Source organism: Enterobacter sp. UPMP2052 (genome assembly GCF_053709675.1).
This window is the reverse complement of record NZ_JBSKJR010000014.1, coordinates 16,021-34,299: the sequence shown is the minus strand read 5'-3', so window position 1 is coordinate 34,299 and position 18,279 is coordinate 16,021. Positions and strand designations below refer to the sequence as shown.

Genomic DNA, 18,279 nt, shown 5'->3' with positions numbered 1-18,279 from the left:
ATCCTTCAAAAATTTAACGACAGAACAAAAGCATTCATGCACGAATGAATTATGATAGGATAAAAAAGGCCTCTACTTCTTATTCTTACCATTAATAGCAACATTGACACACCAAAAAGAATAGCCTGATCTAAAATGTTATAATACTGCCCATGCATCAGACAAAAAGACAAGGAAGTCAATATGCATGGGATAATATAGCCTCTATTCAGGATGGAGTGAAAAACTCCGAAGATACAGCCCCTGTAAATGATCTCCTCATAATATGGCACTACGAAAGTTGCTATTATAAATGCTATATAACTTATATGTGGATATTCATAATGATATAAATTGGCTCTGTAAATATACACATTATACTGAACCAGCAAAATGACAAGCAATATAAAAACAGAAAATATTAATGAAGTTGAATCAATTGTTGGGTGTAATTTAAAGCCATCTAGATTCCTTAAGTAAAAATATACCAAAAAAATGCAATAAAAAATTCCGCAATAAACACTAATAAAAATGAAGCGTCGAGAGTAAAATAGTGGAGTGTTATGATTGGAGATAATGTAATTGTTATTGAAATAAGAGACACAATAAAGAAAACAATTACGTTTTCTTTGCTAAAGATAAATGGATAGACATGCCTCAAGATTATCATATTCAACCTTTCGTTAATTCATATCTTTAAGCATTTTTATACATGGATTAACAAATATGACTATGATATTGCAATCTTTTTTAATAGCATTAGCTTTAGTGATCATTTGTAATGATTCCATTCCGCATCACAACATTTTGTATCGCAGTACATTTTATTTTTTTATCAATCGATTCAACAAGTTAACACCCCATCGGGTTACTGCTATTAATACAATCAACGCAATAAGAAACCTCGATACAATCCCTGGTCGTGATACTTCGTCAAACTCAAGAACTTCAGCGTATTTCAAAAGGGTAAATGCAATAATGAAAAAAATTAAGTAAATTAAGAAATTTAAGAATTGCTTCATACTAAATCCGTATATTTGTTATTACATTAAATTTATGATGAATACAAGCTCGTTATGGCTACTTTGCATAATCATTAAAAGTCAAAACACCAAGAATAACATTCAACTATAATGAGCTTTTAAATTATTGATAAACACAACTCAAATTACTTACCAACGGCATTGCCCGGGGCCGTTATAATTATTACTTTTATCTTTACTGCCACGATCTAAAAAACTATCTTTTGTGCACTGGCCAGCTATAGCTCCACCAATTACCCCGGCGGTCATACCCACAGGCCCCCCAGGCGAGCCGGCGATTAAACCACCGATGATTCCTGCACCGCATGAGTCAACGCCCTTGTAAATAGAGCCATTGTTTCCTTTTGAATTACCAGATTTAGAACTGGTATTACGACTACCGGCACCTTCGTAATTACCGCTTCCATTACCTCCACTGACTAATGCAATCTCATCAAGACTCAATTCTCTGATATTTTTCATAAAAATCCCTCTTATAATTCACTTTAACATAAAGTGCCATTTCACTATCACATGCTTAAATTGTATTCGCAAAGTGAATTTATGTAAGTAAATGTAAATAACTGTCAACTGATAGTGCCGCGATTAGATTCTTTATTGCTTATTGATTTTACTCACTGAATTATCTCGATGAGATGCCTGTATTCGGCAAACCTGTGAAGGGCTGTAGCCGGTTGCTTCAGCTGTTTCCCTGATACTCAAGTTTTTTACTTGTCGGTAGTATAATACTTTCAGGTGCCTCTCCTGGTCTGCCTGCTTACCCCGATATTTACCCAGCCTGAGCGCCCGTTCAATCCCCTGTTTTTGCCGCTGGCGGCGACTCAGCCAGTCCTTATGCGACATTGCGGCCATAAGATCGATAAGCATGTTATTGATGGCGGTTATCACGGCGAGGGTGACTGGGTCAGCCTGCGAAGGGTCTTTATCAGACAGCGCCTGCCAGGATGTGGGTATATCAAGGCTAACAATCCGCAGCTCATGTTGTTCAATTTGCTTCTTCAGTGTCATCCAGTCATTGTTGCTGAGACGGGTCAGGCGGTCTATCTGCTCGACCAGCAAAATATCATTGTGGTGACTGTCCATCAGTAAGCGCCCCAGCTCAGGGCGATCTGAAGCGCCAGCTCAGTGATGCGCCCTCATCTGGTTGTCGTAGCGGCAGGACGACAGGGCCAACCCTGTAAGTTTGCAGACACAGCATTGCGAGAGAGCGGACGTATTACACAACAAGAGATGATGTCATAGACGTGAATTCTGGCCTGTCTCTTTATCTTGCACGCGTTTCGCTGGCCTCCCAGCTGTAGCTGCCATCGGCCGCTAACTTATCTCCAAGCTCATGATACCAGAACTGATAAAACTCAGCGCTGGTGTCGTACCCGCTATAGTCTACCGCCGCCAGGCCAACGAACGCCCCGGTAAAGAATCCACCGTAGCTCTGTAACACATAGTCATCGGACAGGACTGCAGCATCTAACTTGACCGGTATTTCCCTGAACGTCACGCTATCGAAGCTATATTCATAGCTGTAGGTTTCCTTACGGACCTTTGTACGGAACCAGATGTATTCAACTCCGTCCGGCACCTTGATGGCATTCTCTTTCAGATAAGAAGTATATTTTCCGCGATTATTTTCTGCGACCTCGATAACCTTGCCGTTAGTTTCATTCCAGGTCAGAAATACAAAGCTCCAGTGACGGTCATTATAGTAATTCGTTAACCCTGCCATTTGCTGGTAACTGAAGGGCTCAAACTTCGCCTTCACCGTGGCATCAAAATAGAAGGCCTGCCAGCGGCGGGCAATTAATGACAGCTCATGAGTATTAGTCAATGATCCCTTGCCTATTAACGTTAGCTTGCCGGTACCGGTGCTACCCATCTTTTCAGTAAACGGTACCCGCAGTGTATTCCAGACGGGGGCGAGCTTAGGCGATGTAAAATCCTCCTGCTGGCTGTTATCTCTGGCGCGTTCGGTGAAAATGGTTGTTTTTGGTCCCTCAACGAAGGTTTTCCCGCCGTGACCACCTTCAATGCGCGGCCAGCCCTCGCCATCCCAGTACACTTTTTGGATCGACGTTTCTCTGCCGAGAGTTGACCAGCCGCGGGGATCGTAGATAGATTCTCCCTCGCGATGCCACGGACGGGCACAGAGTGAAGCGTAATACCATTCCCCTTCGGGGGTGGAAACCAGTGCGCCATGGCCCTGCTTCTGGATGTAACTGTCAGGGGTATCGACGTTGGTTAGGAACACGTCACCTGGCTCGGTTTCGAAGCTGTTAGCCTCGAGGGTTTTTGACCGCGCCACCACTTCCTGGTGAGTGAATACCGTTCCCCCTTGGGCGGCAAAAAGATAGTAATAGCCGTTCAGTTTATAAAGGTGCGGCCCCTCAACCAGCGCAACGGCGGTTCCGCGGTAAATGGTCCGCGCGGTTTCCGGCATTAACTTCAGTGTCCTGGTATTCAGCTCTGTCAGCGTAATGCCATTGAAGGGATGATGGTACTCCCGGTGATCCCAGGTTTGCTGGACAATATATTTCCGGCCATCGTTATCATGGAAAAGCGAGGCGTCAAACCCGACACCATTCAGTTTGATCGGGTCATCCCACGGGCCACGAACATCCTTCGCAGTGGTTAAGTAGTTGGTCATGTCTTTAAAGGCACCTTCAGTGACTTTCACATCGGTATAGACCAGCCAGAATCGCCCATCAGCCCAGGAGAGTGCCGGTGCCCAAATGCCGCCGGAGGAGGGGGTACCCTTCATGTCCAGAAGGGTGGTGGTGGACAGGGGGGAAGGCAGCAAATTCCAGTGTTTCAGGTCTTTGGACTCATGTAAACGTACGCCCGGGAACCACTCAAACGTCGAGTTAGCAATATAGTATGTATCCTCGACGCGAATGATACTGGGATCGGCGTTGAAGCCGCGTAATATCGGGTTCTGAATCAGGGCCATATCATTACACCTTTTTTAAAATCCTAAAGCGACTGTTTGATTAATATTTGTTTAGCTATACACGGAGCTCATCCAATTGACGGTTGATGTCACTGATATATTTATCAGAGATTGGGTAAACCTGAATAATCACCATGGAAATAGCGGCCAGAGCAACAGGAAGCCACACGGCGGTCATAACGATCCCGTCGATTGCGCTGGCGGTCTGCACGGCACTGCTTTCATTAAAGCCATATATCGCCAGGAGCCATAGCGGGATCGCGCCGCCGAGGGTAAAGCCAAACTTGAAGAAGAGTCCCATAATGGCATTAATGATGGCGGCATTGCGTTTGCCAGATTTTAATTCGCCGTAAGCGATGACTTCCGGTACCAGCGCCCACATAAAGCCAGTCGCGGAGGTTAAGCCCCACTGTTTGATAAAGGTGGCTATGTAGGCCAGCCACAGGGCATCGTGCATCCCTTGGCGCGACCAGATATAGGTCAACAATTCGCCGACAATGAACATGGCGAGGAAGAGATGGAAGAAGCCTTTTTTACCAAAGATTTTTTTTAGTTTCGGCCAGAATATCGGGAAGGCGATGCCAGGAATAGAAGCGACGAGACCAACGGCTCCCATCCATTCGGAATGACCGACGACGAACTGGTTGAAAAAGCCGTTAACGGTGTTCATGAAAAACATGAAGGTAAAGGCCAGCATAAAGAACATGCCGAGGATCACCAGCGGGCGGTTATGTCTGAGCTCGAGGAAAAGGTCGGTGGCTTTTACATTGGCAGTCTGCTCAGCAGTCGCGACAACCCGTTCCTTGGTGCATTTGTAGCAGATAAACAGGGCTATGGCACCGATGATCATATAGATGGCGTAAACTCCGAACCAGGCGTAGTTCGCGGACGGATCGGTATAGTTACCTGAGGCGCAGTGTGCCCGGGTGTTCGTTACTGTAATGTTCCATACTGAATTATCGCTTACATCCAGGGAGGTAGCCCTGTCAGCAGACCGGTCAACTGTGCATTTGTAGCAGGGACACATTGAATGTGCTGCTGCTCTCCCTCACAATATTACCAAACAGACTGGCCTTCTCAGTGCTCAGACTGGCGTTGCCGTTATCACATGAACGTTGCTGTACCCGAATGTCAGACCCGGCGGCGCAGGGAAGACAGGTTTCAGAATCCGGATTGTTGACCCTTATCCGTCCTGCCAGAACTGCTACGCTTAGCAGTCTCAGGCACCTGCGGACGTCAGAGATGTCCTTACAGTTACGGCAGGTAGCTTTACATTTTTCCGGATGAGGATGAACCATGATGGATGATGCACTTAAACAGCCCCAAATCGATCCTGCAGAAGAGAATGCCTTTTTTCCCTCTGTGTATTCGCTCAGTCAGTTTACCAGCCCTGTCTCCGACCTCAGCGGGGCAGATTACCCGAAGCCGTATACTGGCAGCCAAAAGATCCTCGTGATTGCCGCGGATGAACGCTACCTGGCAACTGATACCGGGGCACTGTTTTCCACCGGAAACCATCCCGTTGAAACCCTCTTGCCCTTGTATCATATGCGGGCGGCAGGATTCGATTTTGACGTGGCCACCTTGTCGGGCCAGATGGCAAAATTCGAGTACTGGGCGATGCCCCGTGAAGATGACCGTATCATGCCTTTCTTTCGGGAGACGCTGCCGAAATTCAGGAGCCCTCAAAAACTGTCTGATGTTGTCAGCCGGCTGACGAAAGACAGCGCCTATGCCGCGGTCTTCATTCCGGGCGGGCATGGCGCCCTGATTGGGCTACCCGGGAGTGAGGACGTGGCGACGACCCTGCGCTGGGCCATGCGGGAAGATCGTGTTGTCATCTCACTGTGTCATGGTCCTGCCGCGTTTCTGTCGCTGCGCCAGGGAGACAATCCGCTGCGCGGTTATTCGGTGTGTGCCTTCCCGGACAGTGCCGACAAAGAAACCCCGGCGATGGGGTATATGCCGGGGCATCTGACCTGGTACTTCGGTGAGGCCCTGCAGAACATAGGGCTGAACATTGTCAATAGCGACATCAACGGAACGGTGCACCAGGATCGTAACGTACTGACGGGTGACAGCCCCTTCGCGGCGAATGCACTTGGCCAGCTGGCCGCAAACGCGTTGCTGGCGCGGTTTACAGACTAACAGTCAACAGGGGCAGGGCGTCAGTCGGCTTTCCCGGTTGATCGACTCTCCCCTGAGCCTTAACCAGGCTTATGCACCAGTAATAGAGGACCTGACGCAAGAACAGAAAAGGGCAAAATTTAGTTACAACATACATTGATGCCTGATATCTCAACACCTGATACCCCCGCGCCAGACTGAAGCTAAATAGCCCCTCTCAGACATTTATCGGCCCCCGTGCACAGCGGTCACATCGCTGCACACCTCACCCCTGCAAAGCGCCGCCGCCCCGGGCCGAAGGGCCGGAAAGACCTTGCTGTAATATAATGGATGTTGTAACTACACAATGTTATTGATGTCGTGAAAAGAAGGCTTAGCAGGAGAAGGGGGATTTATCTGGCTTAAGACCTGTACAGCGGGGAGTCTGGCGAACGCAAAGCGGACGGGAATCATCCTTCAAACGGAGCCAGCGGTGTGCATCCCGTAATGTTCAGGCCGCTGCGAACAGAGCAATTCATTCTCCACCGAAGATTGCATGTCTGCGCGTATGTTTCCGTCCAGATAAAGACAGGTGTTTAGTTTCTATCTTCCATGGACGTAAGCGTCCCGACGGCCGCTGACGGAAGTACTTTCATCATTATCGGGTTACAATCTGAATCCCGGATTGTCCGGCTTCCCCAGGTCTCTTTTTAGTTGCGTCAGTAACTCTGTGAGCATAGTTTCAAGAAAGTCGTTGAAACCTTCCCTTCCAAGACTGGTGTCATAGACTGCGGCAGGAATAAATCGTTTCATCTCAGCATGGAACTGACCGTCCTGTATTATTGAAGGCAAGGATGCGATTCTTTCCTGAAGGCGTTGAGCATAGCCTTCCAGCCGGTAAGGGCCGTGTCCGCCGAAGCACCCTGCTGGCGCAGCCAGACCAGGTCCCACATGTCACGATAGCGAATACGTCTGGTGGTAGCCGGAAAAGAGATCAGCTTATCGGCCATCACCTCATTGAGGGACTCCACACCAATCAGAATATCGGTATACCCGTCGGGCAGAACGGTATAGTTCCGGACAAGCTGGCGCGGTGTTCGGGTATATGCAGGAATGTTCGCCACCTCAATTTTGATTCGCTGCTGGGGCAAATCCTTTCTTTTCGGGGCCGTTGTAACGGATATCTGCCATTTATCGACTCTGACTTCAGCATACTCAGGCTCGTCTCTGAGCTCATCGGGACCTTTTACTGTGACCTCCAGACCGTAGCGAGAGCCCACATAACCTTCAATGCAGGATTTCATGGCTGTGAGGTCAGCTGAACAAAAATCCCGCCCGCCGGCAAAATCCAGATCCTCACTGAACCGGTTCGACCCATAGCAGAGACGCAGCGAGGTACCTCCCTGGAAAGTCAAGGTTCTCAGTAGTCCTGCTTCCGAGAGGCAAAAGAGAATGTCATAATGCAATAACTCTTTTTCAACAACAGGTCTGAGGTTCGACAGATTTGCCTGCCATATCGCGTCTTCAACCAGTGTATCGAACTCTATTTTAGCGACCATTTTCCATCTCCTTATTATCCACCAGGTGCAGGTTACGACCCACACGACGTAGATCCCGAAGTGCCGTTTCCGGTAGGGCCATCCGGAGTGGGCCAGCGGTCTGGGTAGTGCCTCTAAGAATGTCTGAGACGCTCCTTTCTGTGTGGGTCATTTCTATTACTCCCCATGGCGTCCTGAATTCACCTTTGCGACCTGTGGTGATGACCGTTAACCGATCAACCGGAATCTGAGAAATTATCCCGTACTGAGAGAGCGCTGACTCGAGGCTGATGTAATTGTATTCTCCGCGGCGAATGAATCTACTGATGTGCTCAAGAATGTAGCTGTCTTTAGCTGACCGGTTGTTGACATAGACGCCTGGCGCAGCACGGATGAGAATGTCGGCGTCGGTAAGCCTTCTGATGGAGGCTTTGATGCTGCGCTCAGATTCCTCAGGGAACATATTTTTGAGATCAGACAAGCCAAATACATAACGCCCGGATAAGTTGTAACGATCAAACGTGTTAATCGCTGTGATTTTATCCATTACGCCACCATGTGTACGTTTAGGACATCATTTAGCGTCCTATATGTATAGATCAATAAGTCTAGCACCTCCCAAATCAGTGTAAAGACATACCGATCGCACTGTTTCACTCACCGCAACAGGCATAACAAAGGCATGGTCAAAAGTATCCTGATGTCTCAATTGTCTGAGGGCTGGCTCCTTTACGCCAGAAAAAGGAACATCACCATAAATGGGTTAAAACTAAGCGGAATAGCGCGGACGTAAAAAAACCGACTGGTAAGGTCGGTTTTTTTACGGTTACGGTGCAAGCTGGTAAGTATGGCCGGATGGGAAACTCTCTACAACTGACTTTATTACGATAATCCGTGAGTTCTGATTATGCAACAAGGCGTGAAAAAGTCGGATGTTTTTGTTATATCGAGAAAAACTCCGTTCCGTATGCCGTCATGAGTCTCATCCTTTGAAAGCCGTGATCGCTGTGGTGAGACTGTAGCGCGGACATGTCTATTTGGTCAGAGACGGACATCTCAATTTAGCTACTACAATATTGGTGCGTATAACAAAGATTATGTTAAATTAACGAATTTTGTTATTTAACATCAATAAGTTACTAGCTCCATGAATTATCCCGCTCCTTTAAGCTCTATTGTGGCAGTTTGAGGAACAGAGTCCTTTCCTGGGTTTGCGACGCCTTAAAACCATGGTGAAGATAAAAGCTTTTAGCCTCTTCAGTCAGTGCATGAACCATGATCGCACGGACTCCGATATTCTCAGCTACACGGTAACAGCGCAGAACTGCATCATGCAGTAAATCGGCCCCGAGCCCTTTTCCACGGAATGAAATATCGACTGCCAGGCGAGCAAGTATGATTACGGGAATTGGATCTGGCATATTGCGCCTGAGGCCTCCCGTAGCTTCCACGTGGTTAACGCTGCCGGTGGCCAGAGAGTAAAAACCAGCAACCTGTTTCGTGCCAATTTTACAGACAACGAACGTACGGGCGGCTCCGAGAGCCTGATTTTTTAACCCTCTCTGTTTAAGCCAGTCATTGAGCACAACTTCCCCGCTAATGAACTCAGCCAGTTGATGGGTGCTGGATAACGGTTCTGGTGCTGTTACACGTCCCACTGAGGTTTCCTTGCCAGAAGTTTATCTATGGCAGGGTCATCCGCAACAGGTGCATCGAGCATATCTAAAAACTCTGCATACTGCTTATCGTTAAAATTGAATACGCGACGATCGAGGATCACATTCTCGGCAGCCTGACATGCCATTTCAAGAATGAAGTCTGTGCGTGATTTATGAAGGATCTCAGCCGCTGCATCGATAAGTGCTCGTTGCGATTCCTTAGCTCTGAGGTTGAGCTGAACATCTGATTTCATGAGTGCGCTCCTTGTATAGCAATTGCTTTACAAGCATAACACAAGTTAACTGTATAGCAAATGCTATACAACACCACCTAAAAGTCTTTTTCGATGTTATGTTACATATGGTATTCAGTCTTATGCAACATTCCCTTTTCCAACTGAGATCCGAAAACATGCTAAATCGGATCTTCAGATTTAAACGCATTGGTTTGGCTCAAATGATGGAGATGGTAGTTGGGCACTAAGGTGGTATAATGATGTAAGAACTAATCTTACATTTAGGACCGGAGGATTTATGGCCCGTACGATGACGGTAGATGTGGGTGATGAGTTGCGTGATTTCATTGATGCCCTGGTCAGGGCCGGCGATTACCGCACTCAGAGTGAAGTTATGCGGGACGCACTTCGTTTGCTCCGTGAAAAGCAGGCTGAATCGCGCCTGCAGGAATTGCGCGATTTGCTGGCCGAAGGGATCAGCAGCGGTGATGCGAAACCATGGAATAAGGATGACTTCCTGAAACAGGTCAGAGCTAGGGCAACGAATGAAAGAAATTGAGCTCACCCCAAAGGCGGAAGAGGATCTTGAGGCTATCTGGAACTACAGCTTCAGACAGTTCGGGGTTATTCAGGCTGATGAGTATATCGGCCGGATTGCTGCTGTATTTGACGTACTGGCCACCCATGATATCGGAACCCGGCGCCCGGAACTGGGAGAAGATATCTTTTCACAACCAGTGGCAGAACACATAATCTATTTTGTGCCAGTGCATTCTGTAATCACCATCATCCGTATTCTCAGTCAGTCTCAGGATACAACCAAGCATGATCCATGGAGATAGCTAACCTCGATAAATATGCATATAAATCAATAACTTGATTCACTTAATCTATCTTGCGTTAAATTATGAATGATAATCATTTAAAATCACGTTAGCACCCGTCTCCTTTATTTACTATTTTTCGCGTCTGAAAAATAGCAAACTCAAATCAGGTCCTGGAAAAAAGAAGACAAGCTGCCAGCGATCCCGCATATCCAAACCACCCCGGTTCAGAAGGGAAAGCAGGATAACTGGCTGGCTTACTTTAAAGCATGTTCTGCTGTGGTACCATTGCCTAATATTGCGCAGCCAGCAAACATTCTCACTTATTATCTTGTTAACTTAACCACTTAATAAGTAGTTATATTCATATCAGATCCAGACGGTCGCGTGCCGTACGAAGACGAGCCTCGCCCCGTCGGTCATATTGCTGGGTGGTGGTGACGCTGGCGTGGCCCATTGCATCCTTAACCGTAATGAGATCCTCGCCGTTATCCAGCATGGCCGTAGCAAAGATTTCCGGCATTGTCAGCCGGTACTTTTCAGCACTGCCTGAGCGCAGTGGAACCAGTGCCTGGCACAGGGTGCTGGAGAGGCTGGTCCGGGAACTGACTGAGTCCGGCCAGCTATCATTCCATACCGGTAATATTGCCGGGAGCCGTCGGCTGAACATTCCCCGCACCGCGTATTACTGGTACGGCAGTTTCGTGGCAAAACGCGTGGCCATGATGCTGGGCTGCTACGATATCTACCTGTGGAATGAAATGATTCGGCCGGACAGCGATGTGGTCTTTGCGGGTGATGCGCGCAACGTCGTCGCCTACTACTTCATCTGCCAGCAGATGTGCCGCCTGCTGAAAGCCGTGCGGCTTAACTGGCGTAAGTAGCAGGGGGCATGGAGAAGCCGGGCAGGGCTGGATGAAGCTGCACACAGGTACACACAACGGCTGGCGGAGGGGATAATGGATAACGGCATTTTTATCGGTGGCGACAAGCAGAACTCTTACCGGCTGTACGAGTATGCAGAAAAACACTACGCCTGGGCCATGCGATGAGCGGATGCAGACGGTTCCGGATGCCACTTTGTTGCTGTTCCGGTTAAAATACTCTCAGTTTGACAGCAGAGTGGGTTCCCGCCAGAATTTTGTGGACAGAATGAATAAGGAAAAGAGTACTCAGTGACGCTGACAGAAAAATCGGGGCATCTGGCATGGTGCGCTCTTGTTGCCCTGCACACGGCGCGGGAAGACGGCCTGGTGGTGTCGGAGTCGCAGGAAAACCTGTTTATCTGCCGCTGGTTTGCGCTGGCGAAAAAACAGCGCCGCTTTTCACGTGACGTGGCCACTGATATTGACTGGGTACTTCGGGAGGGCCGGACGCTCGGCGTTCGTGCGCGACTGCGCCATAAGCTGGATTATCTCTGGCGCAGCTGTACCGGTGAACTGTCAGAGCAGAACGATCTCTTTCGCCTGACCTACGCGATGGAGCTGGCTAAACAGTATGACTGGGTGTATCTCGTCCTAAGCGACAGTGAGTGGAGCGGCCGACGTAAGCTCCAGCCAACGGCATCGGTGAACAGTATCTGCCTGCTGAAAAGCGCGCTGGAAAGTGGTTTTAATGATGACGGGAGGCAGATTATGCCCGTTCCGGCCAGAATTGGCGGGCGGGCTGACGGGCTGAATGCGCTGCTGAAAACCTGCGGCTGGGAGGCAGTCAGCAACGACGATCACTGGCAACTGGTGACCATCAGCGTTGGTTGACCAGCAAAGAACGTGCAGCGTGAATGCAACCCTGTCATTGCCATCATTGATCGCCTGACAGGGAGTATCAGGAAAGGATTAGTGGCGGATCTGCGCCAGGTCGTCTTCAGTCAGACCGGTCATCTTCATGACGGTAATGCGGTCGATACCGTTCTCCAGCATGGTGCGGGCAACTTCCAGCTTGCCTTCGTTACGGCCTTTTTCAATACCGCGTTGTTCACCGAGCTGAATCCCCTTCTTGATGCCCTTCTGCTCAAGTTGCTGTGCGATGGTCATAAATGCGTCTCCGTGTTGCGGCACACACTGTGTCAGTTCACGTACAAAGGCTTCGGCGTCGGATGTTTCGCCTGCCTGCACTATATAGTGTACCAGCGATATGACCTGCGATGAAGACAGATATCCCGCCAGCAAAATGGGTGCCAGCCGGTCAACCAGTTCTGCCAGGTTCCGATGGTGAATATGCTTTTGCAGTAAAGTTAGTGCGGCCACACTGCGATGGCCGGCGATTTCATCATCCGGAATGACCGTAACGTCTACCAGCGGGAAAGCGCTGCTGTAGAGTTTGCCTGCCAGCACCGGAGCGTCAAACTCATCCAGCCTACGGGTGGAGTAAGGATACGGGCTGCGTTTCCCTGTATCCTCGGGTTCACGCATATCTGTGGGAAAGATCGTAGCGGCAGGTTCATGCTGATACGAAAGACACGCCGTGATCGGATGACGGCGACACTGAAAGCCATCAAGGACGGACTGCGAAAGCGCTGGCATTACTCAATCCCCGAACAGGGAAAATGGCTCAGGAGGGTGGTTCAGGGATACCTGAACTATCACTCAGTCCCGGGCAACTATCCCACGATGCTGAAGTTCAGGAAATACGTAACAGACCTCTGGCGTCGGGCGCTCAGGTGCAGAAGCCAGCAGGACGATACGACATGGACGAAAGCAAACAAGCTGGCAGCCACATGGCCGCCAAAGGTTCAGGTTCTTCATCCTGTGGAGCGGTTCACCGCCAGACACCCGAGGCAGGAGCCCGGTGCGTAAATAGCGCACGCCGGGATCTGTGCGGGGGGGACCCGGTAACGGGTATCCCTACCGCGACGTGATACAGAGCATCCAGCTGCCTGCTTTTCCATTCAGTAACCTGCTTTTTTACAGCATCGGTGACGTTTAGATATCAACGAGGGTGAGACATCGGCGTCGTACATCTCTTTGAATGTTGCGACGATTTCACGCGTGGTCATGCCTTTAGCGTACAGGGATAAAACTGGCTATCCATCTGCGTAATACGCGTCTGGTTCTTCTTAATTAACTGAGGTTCAAAGGTATTTTCACGGTCACGCAGCGTGCTCAGCTCAATCTCACCGTCATCGCAAAGCATGGGTTTTTGACGAGTAGCCATTGCGGGTATTAGAGCTTTTTTTGGGCGCGTTTTTCTCATGTCCGAGGTGTTCAGTCAGTTCAGCATTGAGTGCCGTTTCGACGGTTAGCTTCGTCAGCATACGGGAAAACTGGTTAAGGTCAGCTTCGGTTTTAAGGCCTTTCGCCAGTTCAGCAGCCAGTGCTCTAAGTTTCTTCTCCTCCATAATTTGCCTGTTTCCATTGTTGGAGTGAACATATCAAAAACAGGCAATTACACAATTTTAATTACAGTCTCTAAAATCCATGATTCGGGGGCTACATCAAACCTCCAATTATATATAATATATTAGTGTCGATATAAGAATAATGTATTACCTTGCTCATTACATTGCAAACGGAGTGTGTTTTTTTATTTGCATTTGTTTCTATTTCATGTATTCTCACTTCGTACTAAATTATCAGTGATGAATTTATATATATAATAAATATATAACATTCAATTATTTAAGAGATTCCACATTAAGACAGGTAAGTTGCCCTAACTTTACAATATATTTTATATGTATGACATTTATGTCAGATGCTATCTACATTAATAATATCTTTGTGAGGGCTTATGAATACAGAAACTAAAAGCGAGTCTTTTCTTCGGGCACTTGGCCCACTGGAAAGCTATGCATGGCTAATCGATCCCATTTGTCCAAAACATTTCACTGTAACCGCAGAGGTCGCGGGCGCAACTTCAGTGGATGTCTGGGCCACAGCTCTTCATACTGTACAGGCGCGCCATCCTTTGATTAACGCGCGTGTTAATGCTGACAACAGACTACCTCTTCATTTTGTCTATGACTCCTCTGCTAAAATTCCACTGCGCTTTGTCAGGTTGAATACTACAACCGATGTTGAACAAGAAATTAAACGAGAGTTCTCTGCTCCTTTCGGTACGGGTGATATTCCTTTGCTCAGGGCGGCACTGCTTTTCAGCGACACGCGCTGTATTATTATCATGACATCCCACCATTCTATTGCCGACGGTCTGTCACTGACCCATTTTATTCGTGACGTGCTGGATTCACTGGCAGGCACCGTGCTGGTCACCCTACCCTTGCAGCTAACTGTCGAGGACATTTGCATCAAAGCTGATACACCAGTGGCCAGTATTACTATGCCAACCGGAACCCCGACGCCTGTACCCTATACTGAACGCAGTCTGGCAAAACTGGACATCTTCAGGCGAAGGCTCTCGCCGGAGCTTTCTTCCGACATTCGCCTGCGGGCAAAAAAAGAGAACACAACTGTACATGGCGCTCTGGCAGCAGCCTGTGCTCTTGTCTTCGCCCGAACCACCGCATCAATAGATTTAAAAAGCCCCGTCCGAATCTGTACACCGATCGATGCCCGCAAGTTTTTCGCCCTGGATTACGGGCTAAGCTTTTCCGTACTTTTTCCCACATTCGGCTATGATGCCCGCTCATCTCCAGAATTCTGGGATCTGGCTCGCGCGGTGACAGACGACCTATTCGAACCAAGCAAGGTATGGCGACATTTATCCATCAATTCCGCGATTTTATGGATAATCCTGAACTAAATAAACTCATTAATTTTGATAAACAAAGATGCGCCCCGGATATTTTAATTTCAAACCTGTGGGTTTTGCCATTTTCATCTCAATTTGGTGAGTTAACGTTAGAATCTGTTTGGGGACCTAATGTATTAATAGGTACAGAAGGGGAGCAAACTATCGGAGTTTCAACAATACACGATTCAATTCATTTAATTCATACCAGTTACAGGCCATTACTTGATTTCTTGTATAATATCGAGAAGTTATTGGTTTTGGCTGTAAAATCAAATAACTGATTCATATCAGAGGTAAATTTATGAGCGCTTTAAATAAACGTGTTGTGATTGTTACTGGTGCAAGCAGCGGAATTGGTGAGGCTGTTGCACTTTTTCTTGCCGAAAAAGGTGCAACAGTAGTCCTTGTTGCCCGACGCTTAGATCGTATTAATTCTCTGGTCGACCAGATTACTCAATCCGGTGGAAAAGCGATTGCCATCAAAGCTGATGTTACAAAACTCAGCGAAGTAAACAATGTCGTGAGCACCGCCATTTCAAAATTCAATCGTGTGGACGTGTTGATTAACAATGCAGGCTATATGGCCATTGCACCCTTAACTGCACTGAAAACAGATGAGTGGGAGCAGATGATTGATACCAATATCAAAGGTGTACTTAACGGTATCGCTGCCACGTTGCCCGTTTTCGAAAACCAGAAAGCAGGCCATTTCATTAACGTCGCGTCGGTCGCGGGGATCAAGGTACTTAGCCCGGGAGGCGCGGTTTATAGTGCGACAAAATTTGCCGTCAGAGCCCTGAGTGAAGGATTACGGCACGAAGTTGGCCGCCATATCCGCACCACGCTGATATCCCCCGGAGCGGTTGAAAGCGAGCTGCAACACGGCAGCTCAGATTCCGAAAGCAAAGCGTTTCTGAAAGAATTCTACAAGCAGGCGATCCCGGCTCAAGCGATTGCTAAAGCGGTTGCTTACGCCATAGAACAACCTGAAGATGTTGACGTAAATGAGATAGTTATTCGCCCCACTCGTGAAGAATTCTGAAGCCGTATCACGTTCCTCTGAATAAGGTAACAGGCTATGAAAGCGATCAATACGTTGACAGATTTTGTGCCGCGCTCGGGTGCAGATATTCTGCTCGAAGTACTCGCAAGTGAAGGTGTTGAGTATATTTTTGGCAATCCGGGCACCACTGAATTACCGCTTATTGATGCCCTGCTTCGCCACGACGATATTCATTATGTCCTGGCACTACAGGAAAGCAGCGCAGTAGCTATTGCTGATGGGTATGCAAAAGCATCGGGCAAGACAGGCTTTCTGAATTTACATACCGCCAGTGGGTTAGGTCATGGGATGGGCAACCTGATCAACTCAAGGATTATGAAAACTCCGCTTGTTGTGACGGTCGGGCAGCAGGACACCAGACACTATGTTCGTGAGCCACTGCTCTATGATGACGTAGTATCCATTGCTTCTCCGGTCGTGAAATGGACAAAAGAAGTGACCAGGGCCGCACAGCTACCGGTCCTGGTCAGGCGGGCTTTCCACGATGCCTGCTATCCTCCAGCAGGCCCGGTACTGTTGTCGCTGCCTATGGATGTGATGGAAGAAATGCATGAGGCAAGTATTCTTGCCTCTTCACGGGTAAAATACCACACTGTGGCCAGTTCACTGGATGAGCTGGCGGCCGAGTTAAGTAACGTGCAGCCCGGTAAGCTGATGATGATTGCCGGTGATGAAATCCACAGCAGCCAGTCCACAGAGGAAACTGTCCTGGTGGCTGAAATGCTGGGGGCTCATGTTTACGGCTCTTCCTGGCCGCTGAATCTTCCCTTTCCGCCGAATCATCCGCTCTGGCGTGGTAATTTGCCTACCACGTCGCGGGATATTGCAAAAATCATCATGAACTATGATGCCGTCTTTATTCTGGGCGGCAAAAGTTTAATCACCATCCTCTACAGCGAAGCCGAATCCATTCCGCAGGAGTGCGTTGTCTATCAACTGTCGTCAGACATGAACGAACTTGGCAGAACCTATCCCACAAGGCTTTCGCTGATGGGGAATATTAAGATTTCTCTTGAACAACTATTACCTAAACTCGACCATATCCTATGGCGTAAAAAAGAGATTTATCAGGAACACCTTAATAAGGCGAAAGGGGAGTGTGAAAAAAATCAGCAGCAGCTTGAATCCTACTTCGCCTCTGAATTTGTGCAGCCGGTCATTTCGCCGCTGGTCGCGGCGCATGAGGTACTTAGGGGTATTCCACCGGGCGTTACTATTGTTGATGAGGCTATTGCGACGACAAACTACATCAGAAAATTCATTTCCGATCAGCAGTACCAGAGATATTATTTTATGCGCGGCGGTGGGCTGGGCTGGGGAATGCCGGCTGCGGTGGGGCATTCGCTTGGGCTGGGTCGTGAGCCGGTAGTCTGTCTGGTAGGCGACGGTGCAGCAATGTATTCACCTCAGTCCCTCTGGACTGCCGCGCATGAAGGTCTCCCCGTCACCTTTATTGTCATGAATAATTATGAGTACAACGTGCTCAAAAATTTTATGAAAAATCAGCCGTCCTACAGCTCTGTTGCCATGTGCAAATTTATTGGAATGGATCTGATAAACCCTTACATTGATTTTCAGTCGCTTGCAGCATCGATGGGGGTAAGCGCCTGCCGTGTCACTCAAGCAGGAGATGTCGCAGCGGCAGTCAGAATCGGTATAGCAAGCGGGAAAACGAATCTGATTGAGGTGGTAATCTCAGCGGGCTAAATGCTTTTCTGGATGTGCTGCCAAACGGATACTCAATCCGGATTATACGTTTTTACTTCGCGACAACCGGGCGGCGCGATGTGAATAATGTACGTATCAATTGTAGTGGCACAGTAAATTTGGCCATCTGATTAAAGGTGATATTCTCACCTCAACACAAAACAGGTGTAAGCGGCTCATCTGAACCGTATTGACGATTAGGCGTTGGTAAGGTCGAGTTTGCAGGGAAGCAGATCCTGCTGAATCGCCACGGGTTTAACAGACACCTCGGAGTCATTTAAGATGACTTAAAGAGAGGTGCCCATGAGCGGTAAACGTTATCCCGAAGAGTTTAAAATTGAAGCAGTCAAACAGGTTATTGATCGCGGTCATTCTGTTTCCAGCGTTGCAACACGTCTCGATATTACCACCCACAGCCTTTACGCCTGGATAAAGAAGTACGGTCCGGACTCATCCACTAATAAAGGGGTCAGTTTGGATATCGAAAAT

The 18,279-nt window shown here is 48.2% G+C and carries 15 protein-coding genes and 8 pseudogenes; 11 read left to right on the top strand and 12 right to left on the bottom strand.

Annotated elements, in window-relative coordinates; translation table 11 throughout:
- Positions 1-5: 5 nt before the first annotated feature.
- The 5 genes and pseudogenes from ACWKX3_RS21610 to ACWKX3_RS21590 form a co-directional block, all read right to left on the bottom strand.
- Positions 6-272, bottom strand: coding sequence for a CPBP family intramembrane glutamic endopeptidase (locus tag ACWKX3_RS21610; protein WP_454542476.1), 267 nt, complete (start codon positions 270-272; stop codon positions 6-8).
- An 879-nt stretch (positions 273-1,151) separates the two neighbouring features.
- On the bottom strand, positions 1,152-1,484 hold the full coding sequence (locus tag ACWKX3_RS21605) for a hypothetical protein (RefSeq protein WP_454542437.1): 333 nt from the start codon (positions 1,482-1,484) through the stop codon (positions 1,152-1,154).
- A gap of 132 nt (positions 1,485-1,616) precedes the next feature.
- Positions 1,617-2,132: pseudogene (locus ACWKX3_RS21600) on the bottom strand (recombinase family protein); the annotation flags it as partial.
- Positions 2,133-2,286: 154 nt separating this feature from the next.
- Positions 2,287-3,966 carry a glycoside hydrolase family 43 protein gene (locus tag ACWKX3_RS21595; RefSeq protein ID WP_454542436.1) on the bottom strand — a complete coding sequence of 560 codons (1,680 nt, stop codon included), beginning with the start codon at positions 3,964-3,966 and terminating at the stop codon, positions 2,287-2,289.
- Between the two features lie 55 nt (positions 3,967-4,021).
- A pseudogene (locus ACWKX3_RS21590) lies at positions 4,022-4,873 on the bottom strand (MFS transporter); the annotation flags it as partial.
- Between the two features lie 389 nt (positions 4,874-5,262).
- Here ACWKX3_RS21590 and hchA point away from each other — a divergent pair.
- Complete coding sequence (gene hchA, locus ACWKX3_RS21585) at positions 5,263-6,114, top strand: glyoxalase III HchA (RefSeq protein WP_454542435.1); 852 nt, start codon at positions 5,263-5,265, stop codon at positions 6,112-6,114.
- A 624-nt stretch (positions 6,115-6,738) separates the two neighbouring features.
- On the opposite strand, the pseudogene ACWKX3_RS21580 reads toward hchA, so the two are convergent.
- From ACWKX3_RS21580 to ACWKX3_RS21565, 4 genes and pseudogenes are all read right to left on the bottom strand, one after another.
- Positions 6,739-7,631 (bottom strand): annotated as a pseudogene (locus tag ACWKX3_RS21580) (nucleotidyl transferase AbiEii/AbiGii toxin family protein).
- Complete coding sequence (gene abiEi, locus ACWKX3_RS21575; RefSeq protein ID WP_454542434.1) at positions 7,621-8,157, bottom strand: type IV toxin-antitoxin system AbiEi family antitoxin; 537 nt, start codon at positions 8,155-8,157, stop codon at positions 7,621-7,623. Before abiEi ends, ACWKX3_RS21580 begins: the two are co-directional and overlap by 11 nt.
- A gap of 625 nt (positions 8,158-8,782) precedes the next feature.
- Positions 8,783-9,268 carry a GNAT family N-acetyltransferase gene (locus ACWKX3_RS21570; RefSeq protein ID WP_454542433.1) on the bottom strand — a complete coding sequence of 162 codons (486 nt, stop codon included), beginning with the start codon at positions 9,266-9,268 and terminating at the stop codon, positions 8,783-8,785.
- On the bottom strand, positions 9,256-9,522 hold the full coding sequence (locus ACWKX3_RS21565) for a type II toxin-antitoxin system TacA family antitoxin (RefSeq protein ID WP_454542432.1): 267 nt from the start codon (positions 9,520-9,522) through the stop codon (positions 9,256-9,258). Before ACWKX3_RS21565 ends, ACWKX3_RS21570 begins: the two co-directional genes overlap by 13 nt.
- 280 nt (positions 9,523-9,802) lie before the next feature.
- On the opposite strand from ACWKX3_RS21565, the gene ACWKX3_RS21560 reads away from it, so the two are divergent.
- Together ACWKX3_RS21560 and ACWKX3_RS21555 are read left to right on the top strand one after the other, a co-directional pair.
- The gene (locus tag ACWKX3_RS21560) at positions 9,803-10,063 is read left to right on the top strand and encodes a type II toxin-antitoxin system ParD family antitoxin (RefSeq protein ID WP_454542431.1); all 261 of its coding nucleotides are present in this window, start codon (positions 9,803-9,805) and stop codon (positions 10,061-10,063) included.
- Positions 10,050-10,346 (top strand): type II toxin-antitoxin system RelE/ParE family toxin, encoded by a 297-nt coding sequence (locus ACWKX3_RS21555; RefSeq protein ID WP_454542430.1) that lies wholly within the window; start codon positions 10,050-10,052, stop codon positions 10,344-10,346. Before ACWKX3_RS21560 ends, ACWKX3_RS21555 begins: the two co-directional genes overlap by 14 nt.
- A 346-nt stretch (positions 10,347-10,692) precedes the next feature.
- Here the strand turns inward: ACWKX3_RS21555 and ACWKX3_RS21550 are convergent.
- Positions 10,693-10,839: pseudogene (locus ACWKX3_RS21550) on the bottom strand (tyrosine-type recombinase/integrase); the annotation flags it as partial.
- 193 nt (positions 10,840-11,032) lie between these two features.
- Between ACWKX3_RS21550 and ACWKX3_RS21545 the strand changes: the two are divergent.
- Together ACWKX3_RS21545 and ACWKX3_RS21540 are read left to right on the top strand one after the other, a co-directional pair.
- A complete protein-coding gene (locus ACWKX3_RS21545; RefSeq protein ID WP_454542429.1) occupies positions 11,033-11,212 on the top strand; it encodes a hypothetical protein in 180 nt (59 codons plus the stop codon).
- A 291-nt stretch (positions 11,213-11,503) separates the two neighbouring features.
- Entirely contained in the window at positions 11,504-12,085 is a 582-nt protein-coding gene (locus ACWKX3_RS21540; protein ID WP_454542428.1) for a DUF2913 family protein, read from the top strand.
- Between the two features lie 78 nt (positions 12,086-12,163).
- Here ACWKX3_RS21540 and ACWKX3_RS21535 read toward each other — a convergent pair.
- A pseudogene (locus tag ACWKX3_RS21535) lies at positions 12,164-12,721 on the bottom strand (Rpn family recombination-promoting nuclease/putative transposase); the annotation flags it as partial.
- Between the two features lie 3 nt (positions 12,722-12,724).
- Here ACWKX3_RS21535 and ACWKX3_RS21530 point away from each other — a divergent pair.
- Positions 12,725-13,123, top strand: a pseudogene (locus ACWKX3_RS21530) (group II intron reverse transcriptase/maturase); the annotation flags it as partial.
- 92 nt (positions 13,124-13,215) lie between these two features.
- On the opposite strand, the pseudogene ACWKX3_RS21525 reads toward ACWKX3_RS21530, so the two are convergent.
- A pseudogene (locus tag ACWKX3_RS21525) lies at positions 13,216-13,581 on the bottom strand (transposase).
- A gap of 476 nt (positions 13,582-14,057) precedes the next feature.
- Between ACWKX3_RS21525 and ACWKX3_RS21520 the strand changes: the two are divergent.
- The 5 genes and pseudogenes from ACWKX3_RS21520 to ACWKX3_RS21500 form a co-directional block, all read left to right on the top strand.
- Positions 14,058-15,029 carry a condensation domain-containing protein gene (locus ACWKX3_RS21520; protein WP_454542427.1) on the top strand — a complete coding sequence of 324 codons (972 nt, stop codon included), beginning with the start codon at positions 14,058-14,060 and terminating at the stop codon, positions 15,027-15,029.
- Complete coding sequence (locus ACWKX3_RS21515; RefSeq protein WP_454542426.1) at positions 15,011-15,301, top strand: hypothetical protein; 291 nt, start codon at positions 15,011-15,013, stop codon at positions 15,299-15,301. The genes ACWKX3_RS21520 and ACWKX3_RS21515 overlap by 19 nt, the downstream gene beginning before the upstream one ends.
- Before the next feature lie 20 nt (positions 15,302-15,321).
- Positions 15,322-16,062: an SDR family oxidoreductase gene (locus ACWKX3_RS21510; RefSeq protein ID WP_454542425.1), complete on the top strand. Its 741-nt coding sequence runs from the start codon at positions 15,322-15,324 to the stop codon at positions 16,060-16,062.
- A gap of 36 nt (positions 16,063-16,098) precedes the next feature.
- Positions 16,099-17,790: a thiamine pyrophosphate-binding protein gene (locus ACWKX3_RS21505; protein ID WP_454542424.1), complete on the top strand. Its 1,692-nt coding sequence runs from the start codon at positions 16,099-16,101 to the stop codon at positions 17,788-17,790.
- 303 nt (positions 17,791-18,093) lie between these two features.
- Positions 18,094-18,243: pseudogene (locus ACWKX3_RS21500) on the top strand (transposase); the annotation flags it as partial.
- Positions 18,244-18,279: the final 36 nt, after the last annotated feature.